Consider the following 16,381-nt stretch of genomic DNA (forward strand, 5'->3'; position numbering starts at 1 on the left):
GACCCCGCTGGCTGGATTTCAGCGCGGTTCAGCATGCCAGGAGCGCTCGCCACTGCAAAGTCCGTTCAAATTGCACGCGCAAGCGTTGTCAGCCCGCCCGCCCCTGGTAGCCGCGCGGCACGGCGCCCAGCAGCCGGCGCGTGTAGTCCTGGCGCGGCGCGGCGATCAGCTCGCGGGTCGGGGCCTGCTCGACGACGTCGCCGTGCTGCATGACCAGCACCTCGTCGGCGATGAACCTGACGACGGCGAGGTCGTGGCTGATGAAGATATAGCTCAGCCCGAACTCGTCCTGCAGGTCGCGCAAAAGATTGAGCACCTGGGCCTGCACCGACACGTCCAGCGCCGACACGGGCTCGTCCAGCACCAGCACTTCAGGTCTAAGCGTCAGGCAGCGCGCGATGGCGATGCGCTGGCGCTGGCCGCCCGAGAACTCGTGCGGGTATTTGCCCATCGCGCCCTCGTCCAGGCCGACGCGCTGGAGCAGCGCCACGGCGCGCGCCTCGCGCTCGGCCGCGTCCCGGCCGATGGCGTGGATCTGCATCGGCTCGCACAGCGTCTGGGCGATCGTGAAGCGCGGGTTCAGCGCGGCATAGGGGTTCTGGAACACGACCTGGATGCGGCGGCGCATCTGCTGCCAGCCGGCGCCGCCGAGCGTCAGCAGGTCCTGCCCGTCGAAGCGCACCTGGCCGCCCATGCTGCCGCCGCTGGGCTCGTGCAGGCGCAGCAGGGCCAGGCCCATCGTCGTCTTGCCCGAGCCGGACTCGCCGACGACGCCCAGCGTGTGGCCGCGCTTCAGCTGGAAGCTGACGCCCTTGACCGCCCTGAACTCGCGCCGCCCGAACAGGCCGTCCTTCAGCCAGAAGCTCTTGTGCAGGCCGCTGACCTCCAGCACGACGGGCGCGTCCGGATCCTTGGCCCGGGCCTCGCCGGTGGGCTCGCGGCCCGCGATGTGGTCGTCGATGACCATCAGCCGCGCCGGGTTGCCGGCCAGCGACGGCCGGCAGGCCAGCAGCGCCTTGGTGTAGGCGTCCTGCGGGTCGTTGAAGATCCTCTCGACCGGCGCCTGCTCGCGCACCTGGCCGTGGCGCATGACGACGACCTGGTCCGAGAGCTCGCCGACGACGCCCAGGTCGTGCGAGATGAACAGCAGGCTCATCTTCAGGCTCTGCTTGAGCCGGGCCAGCAGCTCCATGACCTGGCGCTGGATGGTCACGTCCAGCGCCGTCGTCGGCTCGTCGGCGATCAGCAGCTTCGGGCCGCAGGCCAGGGCCACGGCGATCATCACGCGCTGCTGCTGGCCGCCGGACAGCTCGTGCGGATAGGCGCCGAGCCGCCGCCTTGGCTCGGGGATGCCGACCTCGTGCAGCAGCTCCTCGGCACGCCCCCGCGCCTGTTGGCGCGACAGGCCCATGTGCTTCGTCAGCGGCTCGCAGATCTGCGTGGCCACGTCGAAGACCGGGTTCAGCGAGCTCATCGGGTCCTGGAAGACGCAGGCGATGTCCCTGCCGCGGATGGCCTGCAGCTCGCGGGTCGAGGCCTGCAGCAGGTCGCGGCCCTGGAAGAGCACGCGGCCCTGCCGCTCGGCGTTGCCGGGCAGCAGGTTGAGGATGGACATGGCCGTCACGCTCTTGCCCGAGCCGGACTCGCCGACCAGGGCCACCGTGCCGTTCTCCGGCACGTCGAAGCTGATGCCCTTGACGGCCAGCTGGCGCTGCATCCGGCCGTCGACACGGCCCATGCGGAAGGCGACCTGCAGGTCCTGGATGCTCAGCAACGCGGTCATTCCAGGCCTCGCAGTTTCGGGTCCAGCGCATCGCGCAGCGCATCGGTGAACAGCGCGAACGCGGTGACGAAGACGGCCATGAAGGCCGTCACGGCGGCCAGCTGCCACCAGTAGCCGAGGATGAGCTCGTTCTGCGCCTCGCTGAGCATCGTGCCCCAGGAGACCTGGTCCACGCCGACGCCCAGGCCGAGGTAGCTCAGGATGACCTCGCTCTTGATGAAGCCGACGACATGCAGCGACAGCTGCACCAGCGCGACGTGCGACACATTGGGCAGGATGTGCCTGAACATGCGCGACCAGGGGCTCGCGCCGATGGCCTCGGCCGCGCGCACGTACTCGCGCACGCGGTGCTTGATGAACTCGGCGCGGATCAGCCGGTAGATGCCGGTCCAGCCGGTCAGCGCGAGGATCAGCACGACCGAGCCGACGCCGCGATGCACGATGGCCGCGAACGCGAAGATCAGCAGGATGTTGGGGATGGCCGTGAAGACGTTGTAGACCCACTCCAGCACGTCGCCCACGCGGCCGCCGAAGAAGCCCGACAGCGCGCCCAGCACGGTGCCGATCAGCGTCGCGGCCAGGGCCGCGGCCAGGCCGACGAAGATGGACACCTCGGCGCCCTTGACGACCTTGGCCAGCACGTCGCGGCCGAGGCGGTCGCCGCCCAGCGGCAGCGTGTCGGACCTGGGCGCCGCCTCGGTCTTGAAGGCCTTGGCGCGCTCGGCCCACTCGGCATAGCGCGGCGCCAGCGGGTCGATGTCGGACAGGTCGACGTTGGGGCCCTTGGGCGCGGCGATGGCGCTGCCGTCCTCGGGCGGCTGCGGGCCGACGACGCCGGGCGGCGCGTTCGGCACGCCGACCTCGCGCTGCCAGCCCGCCGCGACGAGGCCGGTCGCGGCCAGCAGCACGAGCAGGAGGAAGGCGGCGACGATGGCCATGGCCACGATGCCGACGCGGTCGGTCTTCAGGCGCCGCCATGAGGCGGCCCAGACGCCGCCGGAGGAGGAAGAGAGGGCTGCGTTCATGTGGGTTGTTCGTGGCGCACGAATTCTGCGGGCCGAGCGCCGGGCCGCTCCCAAGCCGGCCCGCCTTGGGCGATGTGCTTGCCGGTCAAGCCGGCAAGCATCGCCGTCCCCTCGGGGGACCGGCCAAGGTACTCCTTGGACGAGGGGCTCACTTCAGAACCACCCGCGGGTCGGCGAGCTTGTAGAGCATGTCCACGACGAGGTTGACCGTCATCGTCAGCATCGCGAGGTAGATCGCGAAGGCCTGGATGACGGGGTAGTCGCTGCGGTTCACGGCCAGCAGCAGCTCGCGGCCCAGGCCCGGGATGGAGAAGAAGACCTCCAGCAGGAAGGAGCCGACGAGCACGCCCGGCAGCAGCACCGACACATTGGTCAGGATGGGGATCATCGCGTTGCGCAGCACATGGCGCAGCAGCACGACGCCCTCGGTCATGCCCTTGGCGCGCGCGGTGCGCACGTAGTCGTGGCCGATCTCGTCGAGAAAAAAGCTGCGGTAGAGGCGGATCTGCGGCGCCATCGACACCATCACGGCGACGAGCACGGGCAGCGGCGCATAGGTGCTCAGATTGGTCCAGTGGTTGCCCGTCCAGCCCTGCACCGGAAACCAGCCGAGGCGGAAGGCGAAGACGTATTGCGCCAGGATGACGTAGACCAGCAGCGACACCGACACGGCCACCGTCGAGCAGATCATCACGGCGCGGTCGGTCAGGCTGCCGCGCACGCTGGCGACGGCCAGCGCGAAGGGCACGGCCAGCAGCACCTCGAGGCAGAGGATGGGCAGCGTGATCGTCAGCGTGGCGGGCAGGCGCGTCGCGAACAGCTGGGCCACCGGCTCCTGCGTGGCCCAGCTCCGGCCCCAGTCGAAGCTGACGATCTGCCCGACGAAGATCCACAGCTGCTCCCAGACCGGCTTGTTCAGGCCCAGCTGCTCGCGGATGGAGGCGATGGTCTCGGGGCTGGCGTTCAGGCCGGCCAGCGCGACGGCCGGGTCGCCGCCGAAATACTTGAACAGGAAGAACACCAGCAGCACGACGCCGATCAGGGTCGGGATCATTTGCCACAGGCGACGGATCAGATAGGCCGCCACGACGACTCTCCAGCCTTGGGCCCTGCAGGACGGCCCTCGCCAAAAACCACCAGCCCCGCCGGGTGAGCGGGGCTGGCACGGGTCGGGGGCGGAGTCTATGCGAGCGGGGCGCCCCGCGAACTGCCGGTTTCACTAGACTCCGCGCTTTTCCGTCCCCGCCCCGCCGCACCCGTCGATGACGCTCCCGCCCCTGCCGACCGCCCTGCCGCTGGCCTGCGCCGAGACCGGCTTCGATCCGGCGCAGGTCACGGACAAGGATTCCAAGGACGTGATCGCCGACATCTTCGACGCGCCGCCGGATCACGACCTCGGCGCCCGCCCCAAGGCCCACCGATGAAACTGCTGCTCGCCGCCCTCGCCACCTGCCTGTCCCTGCTCGCGCCGGCCCGCGCGGCCGAGCCGCCCGCCGACCCGGTCAGGACGCTGCGCTACGCGCTGCCCAACGCCGAGACCGGCCTGGACCCGGTGCGCCTGTCCGACATCTACTCGCGCGCGCTGACCAGCCACATCTTCGAAAGCCTCTACACCTACGACCCGCTGGCGCGGCCGACGAAGATCGTGCCGCTGATCGCCGCCGCCGAGCCCGAGATCAGCGCGGACTTCAAGACCTTCACGATCCGGGTCCGCCCCGGCATCTATTTCGCCGACGACCCGGCCTTCAAGGGCAGGCGGCGCGAGGTCACGGCGGCCGACTTCGTCTACAGCATCAAGCGCTACGCCGACCCGGCCAACAACGCGCCGGGCTGGTCGCAGTACGAGGAGACCGGCATCGTCGGCCTCAACGAGCTGCGCGAGCAACTGGCCCGCTCCCGCAAGCCCTTTCCCTACGACGCCGTCGTCGAGGGCCTGAAAGCGCTGGACCGCTACACGCTGCAGATCAGGACCAAGGAGGCGCGGCCCCGCCTGGTCGAATACATCCTCGCCGGCAACGACCTCTATGGCGCCGTCGCGCGCGAGGTCGTCGAGTTCTACGGCGAGCAGGTCTCGGAGCATCCCGTCGGCACCGGCCCCTTCGTGCTGAAGGCCTGGCGGCGCAGCTCGCAGCTGGTGTTCGAGCGCAACCCGGCCTACCGCGAGCGCCACTACGAGGCCCAGCCCGCGCCCGGCGACGCCGAGGCCCAGGCCATATACGCCAGGCTCAAGGGCCGCCGCATCCCGATGGTCGACCGCGTCGTCGTCGACGTCATCGTCGAGAGCCAGCCGCGCTGGCTGGCCTTCCTGAACAAGGAGCACGACTTCATCGAGCGCGTGCCCGAGGACTTCATCACCCAGGCCGCCCCTGGCCGCAAGATCGCGCCCAACCTCGCCAAGCGCGGCATGCATGCGCTGTTCACGCTGGCGCCGGACTCGACGCTGACCTGCTTCAACATGGACGACCCCGTCGTCGGCGGCATGGAACCCGCCAAGGTCGCGCTGCGCCGCGCGATCTCGCTGGCCTACGACGCCGCGCGCGAGATCCAGCTCGCGCGCCGCTGCCAGGCCGAGCCGGCGCAGTCGCCGCTGATGCCCAGCACCAGCGGCTTCGACCCCGCCTTCAAGAGCGAGATGGGCGACTACGACCCGGCGCGCGCGCGGGCCCTGCTGGACATGTACGGCTATGTCGACCGCGACGGCGACGGCTGGCGCGACCTGCCCGACGGCAGCCCCCTCGTCATCACGCGCAACACCGAGCCCAAGTCGCTGAACCGCGCCATCGACGAGCTCTGGGACCAGTCGCTGCGCGCGGTCGGCATCCGGCTGCAGCTCAAGATCCAGCAATGGCCCGAGAACCTGAAGGCCGCGCAGTCCGGCCACTACCAGATGTGGCCCGTGGCCTTCTCGGCCGCCCAGCCCGACGGCCAGGGCTCGCTGCAGCTCTACTACGGCCCGGCGGCCGGCACGACCAACCTGGCCCGCTTCAAGGACGCCCGCTTCGACGCCCTCTACGACCGCATGCAGGCCCTGCCCGACGGCCCCGAGCGCGAGGCCCTGTTCCGCGAGGCCAAGCGCATCGCGGCGGCATACATGCCCTACAAGGTGCAGGCCCACCGCGTCATCACCGACATCGAGCAGCCGTGGATGACCGGCTACTACCGCCCGCTGTTCTGGCAGGACTTCTGGCAGTTCGTCGACATCGACCCCGCCAGGCAGCCCGTCCGTTGATTTCCGCGGCCGCATCCCATCGAATCGACCGACCGTCGCAACGCGCTGGCCCGCAGGCGCCACGCCATTAGGCTTGCCTCATCAAGACCGAAAGGAGCTCACCATGAACGACGCAGAAGAACTCGACAAGCTGGCCGACCTGCATGCCCGCGGCGTGCTCAACGACGAGGAGTTCGCCAGGGCCAAGGCCCGCGTGCTGAACGGCGCGGGCGCCGCCACGGCTGGCGCCTCGGCAGGCCCAAACGTCGGCGCCGTCAACGGCCTGCGCCGCAGCCGCATGGACCGCTGGATCGGCGGCGTCTGTGGCGGTATTGCCCGCGCGACGGGGCTGGACTCATGGGTCTGGCGCCTGATCTTCACGCTGCTCTTCCTGGCCTTCGGCAGCGGCATACTCCTCTACATCCTCCTCTGGATTTTCGTGCCGGAGGAATAAGCCCACCCCCTACCGGCTTCGCCGGCCCCCTCAAGGGGGCGCCACTGGCGGCCCGGCGGAGCCGGTTCCGCGGTGGCTGCTGGAGGGGTCGGCCCGGAGGGCCTCCGCGGGTTTCGTCGGTATGCTGGGCTCACAACTGGAGACAGCCGATGAAACAGCTCGCCGGCCTCGATGCCAGCTTCCTGTATCTGGAGACGCCGCAGATGCCGATGCATGTCGGCGCGCTGCATCTGCTGGAGCTGCCTGATCGTTATCGGGGCTGCGACGGCGACTACGTCGAAGACCTGCGCGAGCACATGCGCGCCCGCATGCCGCTGCTGCCGGCGCTGCGACGGCGGCTGCTGGCGATGCCGCTGGGCCTGTCCAACCCCGGCTGGGTGGACGCCGAACCCGACCTCGACGAGCACATCGTCGAGATCGTGCTGCCCGAGCACAGCGGCATGGCCGAGCTGGAGGCCCAGGTCGGCCTGCTGCATCCGGTGCTGCTGGACCGCAGCCGGCCGCTGTGGAAGTTCCATGTCTTCACCGGCGTCGAAGCCGGTCCCGAAGGCCAGCCGCGCGTCGCCCTCTACACGCAGCTGCACCATGCGGCGGTGGACGGCCAGGCCGCCGTCGCGCTGGCCCAGGTCATCCTCGACCTCAGCCCCGAGCCGCGCGCCATCGACGCCCTCGCCGCACGCGGCAGGAGGCGTGGCCAGCTCGGCACCGTCGGCATGCTGCGCGCAGCCGTCAGCCAGCAGTGGAAGCAGACCGTCAAGCTGGCCCGCTCCCTGCCCAACGCGGCCACCATCCTCGGCGGCATGGCGGTCAAGTCGCTGGGCGGCGCGGCGGCCGAGGCCTCCGTGGACAAGCTGCGCACGCTGCTGTCCAGCGTGGCCGCGCAGACCACGGCCGTCGTGCGCGGCAAGAAGTCCGTCGCCAGCCTCGGCCCGGCGCCGCGCACGCGGCTCAACGTCAGCCTGTCGGCCACGCGCTCGTTCGCCGGCGTCACGCTGCCGCTGGCCGAGCTCAACCGCACGCGCAAGCGCCATGGCGCGAGCCTGAACGACGCGGTGCTCTTCGTCATCGGCGGCGCGCTGCGGCGCTACTTCGCCAAGCACGGCCCGCTGCCGCGCCGCAGCCTGGTCGCCGCCGTGCCGGTGTCCACGCGCGCGGCCGGCGACACCACGTCCAACAACCAGGCCACGATGAGCTTCATGAGCCTGGGCACGCAGTTGAGCGACCCGGCCGAGCGCCTGGCCCATGTGATGGCCTCCAGCAAGGCCATGAAGGCGCAGATGAGCCAGCTCAAGAGCCTGATGCCGACCGACTTCCCGAGCCTGGGCATCCCCTGGCTGATGCAGGCCGGCGCCATGCTCTACGGCCGCGCCCGGGTGGCCGAGAAGCTGCCCGTCATCGCCAACGTCGTCGTCTCCAACGTGCCCGGGCCGCAGCTGCCGCTCTACCTGGCCGGCGCGAAGATGCTGACGAACTACCCCACCTCCATCGCCGTGCACGGCCTGGCGCTGAACGTCACGGTGCAGACCTACAACCAGTCGCTGGACATCGGCCTGATGGCCTGCGGCGAGGCCCTGCCCGAGACCGCCGAGCTGGCGGCCTATGTCGAGGCGGCCTTCATGGAGTTCCAGGCCCTGCCGGCGGCCGAGGCGCCGCCGGCGCCGGTGGCGAAGAAGGCGCCGGCCCGGAAGGCCGCGGCCAGGAAGCCCGTCGCCAAGGCGACACCCAGGCCCCGGGCAAGCACGGCCCGGAAGAAGGCCGCCGCTGGCTAACAATGATCGGGCCTTGCCCGATCCCGACCGACTGATGCCCGCCCCCCGCTCGCCGCACTTCCCGCGCTGGAACCAAGCCACCGCCCTGCCTCATCCCGACTGGTCCGACCTGCGCGCCCCCAATGCCTGGCTGCTGATGCTGGAAGGCCGCGCGCCCTGGGAGTACGCGGCCCTGCTCGCCACCATGCCGTGGATGCGCAAGCTGCCCCAGGGCGACGGGCATCCGGTGCTGGTCTTCCCCGGCCTGGGCGCGCACGACTTCACGACGGCGCCGCTGCGCGCCATGCTCGACTCGCTGGGCTACGCGACCCAGGGCTGGGGCCAGGGCTTCAACTTCGGCCCCCGCGCCGGCGTGCTGGAGCAGATCGAGCAGGACCTGCAGGCGCTGTACCGGCGCCACCACCGCAAGGTCAGCCTGCTGGGCTGGAGCCTGGGCGGCATCTATGCCCGCGAGCTGGCCAAGGCCTGCCCGGAACTCACGCGCTGCGTCATCACGCTGGGCACGCCCTTCACCGGCCACCCGCGCGCGACCCATGCCTGGCGCTTCTTCGAGATGGTCAGCGGCCACGCATCCAACGACCCCGAGCTGATGGCCCAGATCCGCCAGGCGCCGCCGGTGCCGACGACGTCCATCTACTCCAAGACCGACGGCGTCGTGGCCTGGCGCTGCAGCGTCAACGAACCCTCGCCGCAGGCCGAGAACATCGAGGTGCAGGCCAGCCACATCGGCCTGGGCGTGAACCCGGTCGCGCTGTATGCGCTGGCCGACCGGCTGGCCCAGCCCGAGGGCGAGTGGAAGCACTTCGAGCCCAAGGGGGCGCGGCGCTGGTTCTACAGGACGCCGGCCGGCGCCGAGAAATGATGGACGGCACGGGTGCTACCGGCCTGTCGGTCCGCTGCTATTGCGCGGCGGTGAGCATCGCGGCCAGCGCGGCACCGAAGAGCGTCGTCAACTGCCACTGCGGCCAGTGCCGCCGCCTGAGCGGCGCCGCCTTCAGCACCTGGGTGAGCTTCCCGAGGTCGGCCCTCGCCGTCACCGGCCGGGAGCCGTTGAGCGCCTTCCAGGCCACGGCTAACGTCAGGCGGCATTTCTGCCGCAACTGCGGCTCGCATGTCTTCACCGAGGATCTGCGCCTGCCGCAGATCCTCGGCGTCCCGGCGGGCGCGCTGGAGGGCCAGCCGCCGCCGCCCAGCGCCCATTACTTCGTCGACGACAAGGCCGCATGGCACGGCCTCTGCGACGACCTGCCCCGGTTCGGCGGCGAGTCAGGCATGGTGCCCGCCACCACGCCGCGCGACTCGCGGTAAGGTATCGCTCTTGAACTGGATTCCGACCATGCACCACCACACCCTCGCCGCCGAAGACAAGCCCGCCAAGAAGGACGCCCCCGAGAAGATGGAGGAGCAGCTGCTGTTCAAGAGCCGCTTCGTCATGGTCTTCGGCGAGATCGACGACAAGATGGCCCATGCCACCTGCCGCCGCCTGCTGGCGCTGTCGCAGGACTCCGACGCGCCGATCACGCTGCTGATCTCCTCGCCCGGCGGCCATGTGGAGAGCGGCGACGCCATCCACGACATGATCCGCTTCGTGCGCGCGCCGGTGACGACGGTGGGCACCGGCTGGGTCGCCAGCGCCGGCACCCACATCTACCTGGCCGCGCCGAAGGAGCGCCGCCTGGCGCTGCCGAACACGCGCTTCATGATCCACCAGCCGGCCGGCGGCGCCGGCGGCCAGGCCAGCGACATCGCCATCCAGGCCCGCGAGATCATCCGCACCCGCGAACGCATCGCCGCGACCATCGCCCGGGAAACCGGCCAGCCGCTGGAGCGCGTGGCCGTCGACATCGAGCGCGATTTCTGGATGAGCACCGGCGAGGCCATCGAGTACGGCCTGGTGTCGCGCGTCATCGAACGCCAGTCCGATCTGAACTGATGCAGGTCTCGGCCAACGGCGTCCGCATCGAAGTCGACATCCACGGCCCCGACAGCGGCGAGCCGCTGCTGATGATCATGGGCCTGGGCATGCAGCTCATCGCCTGGCCGGACGGGCTGGTCGACGAGCTGGTGGCGCGGGGCTTTCGCGTCATCCGCTTCGACAACCGCGACGTCGGCCTGAGCCAGCCCTTCGACCCGCTCGGCCGGCCCAGCATCCCGCTGGCGGCGCTGCTGCACACCCTGCGGCTGCCGGTGAAGGCGCCCTACCAGATCGCCGACCTCGCGCGCGACGCGGTCGGCGTGCTGGACGCGCTGGGCATCGCCAAGGCCCATGTCTGCGGCGCGTCGATGGGCGGCATGATCGCCCAGCACCTGGGCTTCGCGCACGCCGGCCGCGTGAAGAGCCTGACGCTGATGATGACGACCAGCGGCCACCGCGGCCTGCCCCAGGAGAGCCTGAAGGTGCGCCGCGCGCTGCTGTCGCGGCCGCGCCCCGGCAGCACGCCCGAGCAGAAGTTCGAGAACGTGCTGGACCACTACGTCGGCCTGTACGGCGTCATCGGCAGCCCCGGCTACCCGCCCGAGCCGCGCGCGCTGCGCGAGCGCATCGCGCAGGGCGTGCGGCGCGCCTTCCGGCCGCAGGCGGTGGCGCGCCAGCTGGTGGCCATCGCGGCGGACACGCATCGCGCCGAGCGCCTGCCGCGCATCACGGCGCCGACGCTGGTCATCCACGGCGAGGCGGATGCGCTGATCCCGGTCGCCGCCGCACACGACCTCGCGCGGCGCATTCTCGGCGCGCGGCTGGCCCTCATCCCCGGCTGGGGCCACGACCTGCCCGAGCCGCTGTGGCCGCGGCTGGCCGCCGAGGTGGCGCGCACGGCCGGGCTCTGAGCCATCACCCGCGGCGGCTCAACGCGCGCCGCGCGCCTCGGCTTTCACCTCGACGGCCGTGCGCTGCCTGTCCTCGCCCTCGACGGTCAGCGTCAGCGGCACAGTCTCGCCGGCCTTGATCGGGCGCTGCAGGCCCATCAGCATGACGTGGTAGCTGCCGGGCTTGAGCGCCACGGCCTGGCCGGCCGGCAGCGGCAGGGCCTCGACGGCGCGCATCTTCATGACGCCGTCTTCCATCTTCATCTCGTGGATCTCGACCTGGGCCGCCAGCGGCGAGCTGGCCGCGACGACCTTGAGCGGCTTGGCCGAAGTCAGCTGCATGAACGCGCCGGTGGCCGTCTGCGGCGCGACGGTCGCGCGCACCCAGGCGTCCTCGACCTTGACGGGGCCCTGGGCCTGCGCGGCGAGCGTGGTGGCGAGAAGGGCGGCGGCGATGAGCAGGCGGGGCATGGCGGCAGGCGGAGAGCAACAGAAGCCGCCATTGTGCGCAGCCCGGCCGCGGCCTGCCGGAATGCACGCTTGACCCGACCGTTCATGTGTACTATCGTACTAGTACACACAGGCAGACAGCCATGGAAGCCGCACACTTCGTCCAGATCAACACGGGCTCGCCCGAGCCCATCTACCGCCAGCTCATCGAGCAGGTGCGGCGGCGCATCGCGGCCGGGCAGCTGAGCGCCGGCGACGCGATCCCGTCGGTGCGCGAGCTGGCCCAGGCACTGGCCGTGCACCCGATGACCATCTCCAAGGCCTATTCCATGCTGGAGATGGAAGGCCTGCTGGAGCGCCGCCGCGGCCTGTCCATGGTGGTCGCGGCCCGGCACCGGCGCGCCCAGCCGCCGGCTTCGCGCATCGAGCTGCTGCGCCCCACGCTGCAGAAGGCCGCCGACGAGGCCCGCCAGCTGGAGCTGCCGGCGGCCGAGGTCATCGCCCTGTTCACCCAACTCCTCGCCGAGAGCCAAGCATGACGCCCCACTTCCCCCACACCGAGACGCCCAGCGCCGCACTGGCGGGCGTGAGCCTGAGCTACCCCCGCGGCGGCGCCGTGCTGCGCGGGCTGGACTGGGCGCTGTTGCCCGGCCAGGTCGTCGGCCTGCTGGGCCGCAACGGCGCGGGCAAGACGACGCTGCTGGAGACGCTGCTCGGCCTGCGCCAGCCCCAGGCCGGCCAGGTGCGGCTGTTCGGCCAGGACGTCGGCCGGCTCGACGACGCGGCCCGCGCCCGCATCGGCTATGTGCCGCAGCAGAGCGACCTGTTCGAGGGCTTCACGCCGGCCCAGCTGCTGGCCTATTTCCGCAGCTTCTACCCGCGCTGGAACGAGGCCAAGGTCGAGGGCCTGCTGTCGCGCTGGGAGATCGCGCGCGACAGGCCCATCCGCCGGCTGTCGGGCGGCCAGCAGCAGCGCCTGTCCATCATCCGGGCCCTGGCCCACGAACCCGACCTGCTGGTGCTGGACGAGCCCGTGGCCAGCCTCGACCCGGTCGGCCGGCGCGACTTCCTGCGCGAGCTGGTCGACCAGGTGCTGGACCGCGGCACGACGGTGGTGTTCTCCACCCACATCCTGTCCGACCTGGAGCGCGTGGCCTTCAACCTCGCCTTCCTCAGCGAGGGCCGCATCGCGCTGCAGGCGCCGCTGGACGAGCTGCTGGAGCAGGTGCGCGCCTTCACGGGCACGGACACCGAGCTGGCCGGCCTGTTCGCGCGGCTGCAGGCCCAGCCGCTGAAGCGCACGCCGCTGGAGGCCGGCCGCGAACGCGTGCTGGCGCGGCTGCCGGCCGGCGTCGCCGCGCCGCAGGACGCGCAGGCCGTCAACCTCGAAGACCTGTTCGCGGAGCTGACCTGATGAACGCCGCCACGTCCGGCCAGATGCTGCTGGCCTTCTGGCGCCAGCGCGACCGCGAATCGCCCTGGGGCCGCCGGCTGCTGATCGCGCTGACGCTGCTGGGCCTGGGCGCCAGCCTCTACGCCGCGCCCGGGCTGTGGGCCGCCGTGCTGGCCGGCAGCGCCACGCTGGCCTTGGGCGGGCTGTGGACGGCCGTCGCCGGCAGCCTGCTGACGCAGAACCACCCGCATGCCGCGCGCTTCGTGCCCGGCCATCTGCGCCAGCTGCGCCAGGCTGCGCTGTCGGCCTGGGCCGTGCTGTCGCTGGCCTGCGCGCTGCTGGTCTGGGCGGCCTTCGAGCGGCTGCCGTCCTTCCCGGCCCTGCTGCTCATCGTCGCGGCCACGCTGGCGTTCGCGGCCTGGGCCCTGCGCGCCTGGGCGCTGTGGTTCGTGCTGTCCTTCGGGCCGGCGCTGTTCTTCGCCTTCGGCCTGGACCGGCGCCTCGCGCCGCTGTGGGCCGCGCTGCGCGAGCTGTGGGCGGCGCAGACCGGGCCGGTGCTGGCGCTGTGCCTGCTGGGGCTGGCCTGGTCCATCACGCGGCTGTTCGGCAACGGCGACGCGGCGCACGGCGCGGGCTATGCGGCCCGGGCCCGCATGCGCCGCGCCGCGCGCGAAGGCGCCACCGGCCATCGCGGCGGCCTGGCCACGTTCGGCCGTCCGGGCGAATGGCTGGGCCGGCCCTTCGAGCGCGCGGCGTCGGCCTGGCTGCGCCATGTGCTGGCCCGCGCCCGGCCCACGCCCGCCAGCGTGATGCAGCGGGCCGAGATCGTGCTGCACGGCCAGCAGCACTGGCTGCGCCAGGCGCTGGCCGTGCTGCTGGCGCTGGCCATCGCGGCGCTGAGCCTGGGCACCGTGGCCGCGCTGGGCGGCCTGGGCAAGGCCTGGACCCATGGCGCCTTCGGCATGGCCATCGGCCTCGCGAGCATGGGCATCAACCCGAGCTTCGCTTTGCCCGGCATGCTGTGGCACGGCCGCCGCGAGCAGGCGCTGCTGCAGCTGCTGCCGGGCATGCCCCAGGGCGCCGCGCAGAACCGCGCGGTGGCCTGGCTGCAGCTGCGCCATGCGCTGCTGGCCTGGACGCTGACGACGCTGGCCCTGGCGCCGCTGGCCTGGGCGGCCGACGACCCGGCGCTGCTGTGCCTGGCTTTCGGCGCGCTGCCGCTGAGCGCCGCCTGGCTGCTGCGCGCGCCGGCCGCCATGCGGGCGCCGTCGTCATGGACGGCCGTGCTGCCGGTGCTGGCCTTCCTGCTGCTGGCCTGGGGCCTGTACGCGGCCAAGCGGCAGCTGGGCCTGCCGCTGGCCGCGCTGGCCGGCCTCAGCGTCGGCGCCAGCCTCGCGCTGGGGGCCTGGCGCTGGCGCCGGGTCTGCCGCGCGCCGCGGCCGCTGCCGGCCGGCCGACTCGGCTGAGGGCGGCCGCGGCGGGCGATATTTCGCGCCACCGGCAAGGCGGCAGCAAGCTCGCCCCAGGTCGAGGTGGCAAGCTGCCGCCGCCTGAGCGATGCTTGACCCATGCCGATGACGACCGCCACCGATTCCTCCGCCGACGCCGCCCACACGCCCCCACGCCACGGCCTCGCGGCGCTGACGCTGGGCGCCATCGGCGTCGTCTACGGCGACATCGGCACCAGCCCGCTGTACACGGTCAAGGAGGTCTTCACGCCGGCCACCGGCGTCGCGCTGGCGCCGAACGAGCTGATCGGCGCGATCTCCGCCATCGTCTGGGCGCTGATGCTGGTCGTCACGCTGAAATACGTCGTCCTCATCCTGCGCGCCGACAACCGCGGCGAGGGCGGCGGCCTGGCGCTGACGGCCCTGGCCACGCAGGCCGTGCGCCACCGCCCCGGGCTGCGCCGCTTCCTGCTGCTGATGGGCGTGTTCGGCGCGACGCTGTTCTACGGCGACAGCGTCATCACGCCGGCCGTCTCGGTGATGGGCGCCATCGAGGGCCTGGAGATCGTCAGCCCGCAGTTCACGCGCTATGTGCTGCCGCTGTCCCTGGTCGTGCTGGTGCTGCTCTTCGTCGTGCAGAAGCACGGCACCCACGTCGTCGGCCGCATCTTCGGGCCGGTCATCCTGCTGTGGTTCGGCGTGCTGGCCGTGACCGGCGCGCTGCAGATCGCGCAGCAGCCGGCCATCCTCGCGGCGCTCAACCCCGTCCGGGCGCTCGAATTCCTGGCCGGCCGCGGCTGGCAGGTCTTCGCCGTCGTCGGCGCCATCGTGCTGGCGCTGACCGGCGCCGAGGCGCTGTACGCCGACATGGGCCACTTCGGCGCCAGGCCCATCCGCATCGCGTGGACGGGCATCGTCTTCCCGGCGCTGGCGCTGAACTACCTCGGCCAGGGCGCGCTGCTGATCGGCGACCCCGGCGCCATCGACAACCCCTTCTACCGCCTCTTCCCCGCGCCGCTGGTGCTGCCCGCCGTCGTGCTGGCCGCGGCGGCGGCCGTGATCGCGTCGCAGGCCGTCATCTCGGGCGCCTACTCGATGACCAAGCAGGCCATCCAGCTCGGCTTCCTGCCGCGCATGCCGGTGCGCAACACCTCGGCGGCCGAGGCCGGCCAGATCTACATCGCCAGCGTGAACTGGGCGCTGCTGGCCGGCGTCGTCGGCGCGGTGCTGCTGTTCCGCAGCTCGTCGGCCCTGGCCGGCGCCTACGGCATCGCCGTCACGCTGACGATGATGATCACGACGGTGCTGACCTTCTTCGTCATCCGCAACGGCTGGCGGCTGCCGGCACCGCTGGCCTGGGGCGCGACGGCCTTCTTCCTCGCGCTGGATGCGCTGCTGGTGTCCGGCTGCGCGATCAAGATCGTCGACGGCGGCTGGTTCCCGCTGGCCCTGGGCGCGCTGCTGTTCGTGCTGATGAGCACCTGGGCGCGCGGCCGCAGGGCGCTGCAGCTCCATCTCGCCGACGAAGGCCTGCCGCTGCTGCCCTTCGTCGAGAGCCTGCACAGCTACGGCGACGCCGAGCGCCCGCGCGCGATGCGCACGGCCATCTACCCCGTCGCCAACCCCGAGCTCGTGCCGCCGGCCCTGCTGCACAACCTCAAGCACTACCAGGTGCTGCACGAACGCAATGTCGTGCTGACCGTGACCTTCTGCGAACGCCCCTATGTGCCCGACGCGGAGCGGCTGCACCTGGAGGCGCTGGCGCCGGGCTTCTGGCGGCTGACGCTGACCTATGGCTTCATGGACCAGCCCGACGTGCCGGCCGCGCTGGCCCTGTGCAGCACCAAGGGCCTGCAGACCGAGCCGGCCGAGACCAGCTATTTCCTGAGCCGCGAGACCCTGGTGCCGCGCGCCGGCATGGCGCACTGGCGCGAGGCCCTGTTCGCCACGATGAGCCGCAACGCCAGCAGCGCCGCGGACTACTTCCGGCTGCCGGGCAACGCCGTCGTCGAGCTGGGCACCAAGGTGCAGCTGTAGGCGGCGCGC

16 protein-coding genes are annotated in these 16,381 nt (G+C 71.7%); 12 read left to right on the top strand and 4 right to left on the bottom strand.

Annotated elements, in window-relative coordinates:
- Positions 1-88: 88 nt before the first annotated feature.
- From NYP07_RS00890 to NYP07_RS00900, 3 genes are all read right to left on the bottom strand, one after another.
- Entirely contained in the window at positions 89-1,783 is a 1,695-nt protein-coding gene (locus tag NYP07_RS00890; protein WP_268146387.1) for an ABC transporter ATP-binding protein, read from the bottom strand.
- The gene (locus NYP07_RS00895; RefSeq protein WP_268146390.1) at positions 1,780-2,808 is read right to left on the bottom strand and encodes an ABC transporter permease; all 1,029 of its coding nucleotides are present in this window, start codon (positions 2,806-2,808) and stop codon (positions 1,780-1,782) included. Before NYP07_RS00895 ends, NYP07_RS00890 begins: the two co-directional genes overlap by 4 nt.
- Positions 2,809-2,956: 148 nt before the next feature.
- On the bottom strand, positions 2,957-3,895 hold the full coding sequence (locus tag NYP07_RS00900) for an ABC transporter permease (protein ID WP_268146393.1): 939 nt from the start codon (positions 3,893-3,895) through the stop codon (positions 2,957-2,959).
- Between the two features lie 175 nt (positions 3,896-4,070).
- Between NYP07_RS00900 and NYP07_RS00905 the strand changes: the two genes are divergently transcribed.
- The 8 genes from NYP07_RS00905 to NYP07_RS00940 all read left to right on the top strand — a co-directional run bounded on the left by NYP07_RS00905 (position 4,071) and on the right by NYP07_RS00940 (position 11,065).
- Positions 4,071-4,232 carry a hypothetical protein gene (locus tag NYP07_RS00905; protein ID WP_268146395.1) on the top strand — a complete coding sequence of 54 codons (162 nt, stop codon included), beginning with the start codon at positions 4,071-4,073 and terminating at the stop codon, positions 4,230-4,232.
- On the top strand, positions 4,229-6,037 hold the full coding sequence (locus NYP07_RS00910) for an ABC transporter substrate-binding protein (protein ID WP_268146397.1): 1,809 nt from the start codon (positions 4,229-4,231) through the stop codon (positions 6,035-6,037). The genes NYP07_RS00905 and NYP07_RS00910 overlap by 4 nt, the downstream gene beginning before the upstream one ends.
- Positions 6,038-6,140: 103 nt before the next feature.
- On the top strand, positions 6,141-6,470 hold the full coding sequence (locus tag NYP07_RS00915) for a PspC domain-containing protein (RefSeq protein ID WP_268146399.1): 330 nt from the start codon (positions 6,141-6,143) through the stop codon (positions 6,468-6,470).
- A gap of 149 nt (positions 6,471-6,619) precedes the next feature.
- Entirely contained in the window at positions 6,620-8,239 is a 1,620-nt protein-coding gene (locus NYP07_RS00920; protein WP_268146401.1) for a wax ester/triacylglycerol synthase family O-acyltransferase, read from the top strand.
- A 34-nt stretch (positions 8,240-8,273) separates the two neighbouring features.
- Positions 8,274-9,101: an esterase/lipase family protein gene (locus NYP07_RS00925; protein WP_268146404.1), complete on the top strand. Its 828-nt coding sequence runs from the start codon at positions 8,274-8,276 to the stop codon at positions 9,099-9,101.
- Positions 9,098-9,547 carry a GFA family protein gene (locus NYP07_RS00930; protein WP_268146406.1) on the top strand — a complete coding sequence of 150 codons (450 nt, stop codon included), beginning with the start codon at positions 9,098-9,100 and terminating at the stop codon, positions 9,545-9,547. Before NYP07_RS00925 ends, NYP07_RS00930 begins: the two co-directional genes overlap by 4 nt.
- Positions 9,548-9,575: 28 nt before the next feature.
- Positions 9,576-10,172 (top strand): ATP-dependent Clp protease proteolytic subunit, encoded by a 597-nt coding sequence (locus NYP07_RS00935; RefSeq protein ID WP_268146408.1) that lies wholly within the window; start codon positions 9,576-9,578, stop codon positions 10,170-10,172.
- A complete protein-coding gene (locus NYP07_RS00940) occupies positions 10,172-11,065 on the top strand; it encodes an alpha/beta fold hydrolase (protein WP_268146412.1) in 894 nt (297 codons plus the stop codon). Before NYP07_RS00935 ends, NYP07_RS00940 begins: the two co-directional genes overlap by 1 nt.
- A gap of 18 nt (positions 11,066-11,083) precedes the next feature.
- Here NYP07_RS00940 and NYP07_RS00945 read toward each other — a convergent pair whose 3' ends face one another.
- Positions 11,084-11,515 (bottom strand): copper chaperone PCu(A)C, encoded by a 432-nt coding sequence (locus tag NYP07_RS00945; RefSeq protein WP_268146415.1) that lies wholly within the window; start codon positions 11,513-11,515, stop codon positions 11,084-11,086.
- A 122-nt stretch (positions 11,516-11,637) separates the two neighbouring features.
- Between NYP07_RS00945 and NYP07_RS00950 the strand changes: the two genes are divergently transcribed.
- From NYP07_RS00950 to NYP07_RS00965, 4 genes are all read left to right on the top strand, one after another.
- Positions 11,638-12,033 carry a GntR family transcriptional regulator gene (locus NYP07_RS00950; RefSeq protein ID WP_268146417.1) on the top strand — a complete coding sequence of 132 codons (396 nt, stop codon included), beginning with the start codon at positions 11,638-11,640 and terminating at the stop codon, positions 12,031-12,033.
- The gene (locus NYP07_RS00955) at positions 12,030-12,908 is read left to right on the top strand and encodes an ABC transporter ATP-binding protein (RefSeq protein WP_268146419.1); all 879 of its coding nucleotides are present in this window, start codon (positions 12,030-12,032) and stop codon (positions 12,906-12,908) included. Before NYP07_RS00950 ends, NYP07_RS00955 begins: the two co-directional genes overlap by 4 nt.
- Entirely contained in the window at positions 12,908-14,353 is a 1,446-nt protein-coding gene (locus NYP07_RS00960) for a hypothetical protein (protein ID WP_268146421.1), read from the top strand. Before NYP07_RS00955 ends, NYP07_RS00960 begins: the two co-directional genes overlap by 1 nt.
- Positions 14,354-14,455: 102 nt before the next feature.
- Complete coding sequence (locus NYP07_RS00965) at positions 14,456-16,372, top strand: potassium transporter Kup (protein ID WP_378989730.1); 1,917 nt, start codon at positions 14,456-14,458, stop codon at positions 16,370-16,372.
- The last annotated feature ends 9 nt before the right edge of the window (positions 16,373-16,381 follow it).

This window comes from Pelomonas aquatica (assembly GCF_026712205.1).
Taxonomy (GTDB): Bacteria; Pseudomonadota; Gammaproteobacteria; order Burkholderiales; family Burkholderiaceae_C; genus Pelomonas; species Pelomonas aquatica.

Excerpts from the sequence above, each read along its gene's own strand:
- NYP07_RS00890 (WP_268146387.1), bottom strand. The coding sequence starts at position 1,783 with ATGACCGCGTTGCTGAGCATCCAGGACCTGCAGGTCGCCTTCCGCATG.
- NYP07_RS00895 (WP_268146390.1), bottom strand. The coding sequence starts at position 2,808 with ATGAACGCAGCCCTCTCTTCCTCCTCCGGCGGCGTCTGGGCCGCCTCA.
- NYP07_RS00905 (WP_268146395.1), top strand. The coding sequence starts at position 4,071 with ATGACGCTCCCGCCCCTGCCGACCGCCCTGCCGCTGGCCTGCGCCGAG.
- NYP07_RS00910 (WP_268146397.1), top strand. The coding sequence starts at position 4,229 with ATGAAACTGCTGCTCGCCGCCCTCGCCACCTGCCTGTCCCTGCTCGCG.
- NYP07_RS00915 (WP_268146399.1), top strand. The coding sequence starts at position 6,141 with ATGAACGACGCAGAAGAACTCGACAAGCTGGCCGACCTGCATGCCCGC.
- NYP07_RS00920 (WP_268146401.1), top strand. The coding sequence starts at position 6,620 with ATGAAACAGCTCGCCGGCCTCGATGCCAGCTTCCTGTATCTGGAGACG.
- NYP07_RS00925 (WP_268146404.1), top strand. The coding sequence starts at position 8,274 with ATGCCCGCCCCCCGCTCGCCGCACTTCCCGCGCTGGAACCAAGCCACC.
- NYP07_RS00930 (WP_268146406.1), top strand. The coding sequence starts at position 9,098 with ATGATGGACGGCACGGGTGCTACCGGCCTGTCGGTCCGCTGCTATTGC.
- NYP07_RS00935 (WP_268146408.1), top strand. The coding sequence starts at position 9,576 with ATGCACCACCACACCCTCGCCGCCGAAGACAAGCCCGCCAAGAAGGAC.
- NYP07_RS00940 (WP_268146412.1), top strand. The coding sequence starts at position 10,172 with ATGCAGGTCTCGGCCAACGGCGTCCGCATCGAAGTCGACATCCACGGC.
- NYP07_RS00945 (WP_268146415.1), bottom strand. The coding sequence starts at position 11,515 with ATGCCCCGCCTGCTCATCGCCGCCGCCCTTCTCGCCACCACGCTCGCC.
- NYP07_RS00950 (WP_268146417.1), top strand. The coding sequence starts at position 11,638 with ATGGAAGCCGCACACTTCGTCCAGATCAACACGGGCTCGCCCGAGCCC.
- NYP07_RS00955 (WP_268146419.1), top strand. The coding sequence starts at position 12,030 with ATGACGCCCCACTTCCCCCACACCGAGACGCCCAGCGCCGCACTGGCG.
- NYP07_RS00960 (WP_268146421.1), top strand. The coding sequence starts at position 12,908 with ATGAACGCCGCCACGTCCGGCCAGATGCTGCTGGCCTTCTGGCGCCAG.
- NYP07_RS00965 (WP_378989730.1), top strand. The coding sequence starts at position 14,456 with ATGCCGATGACGACCGCCACCGATTCCTCCGCCGACGCCGCCCACACG.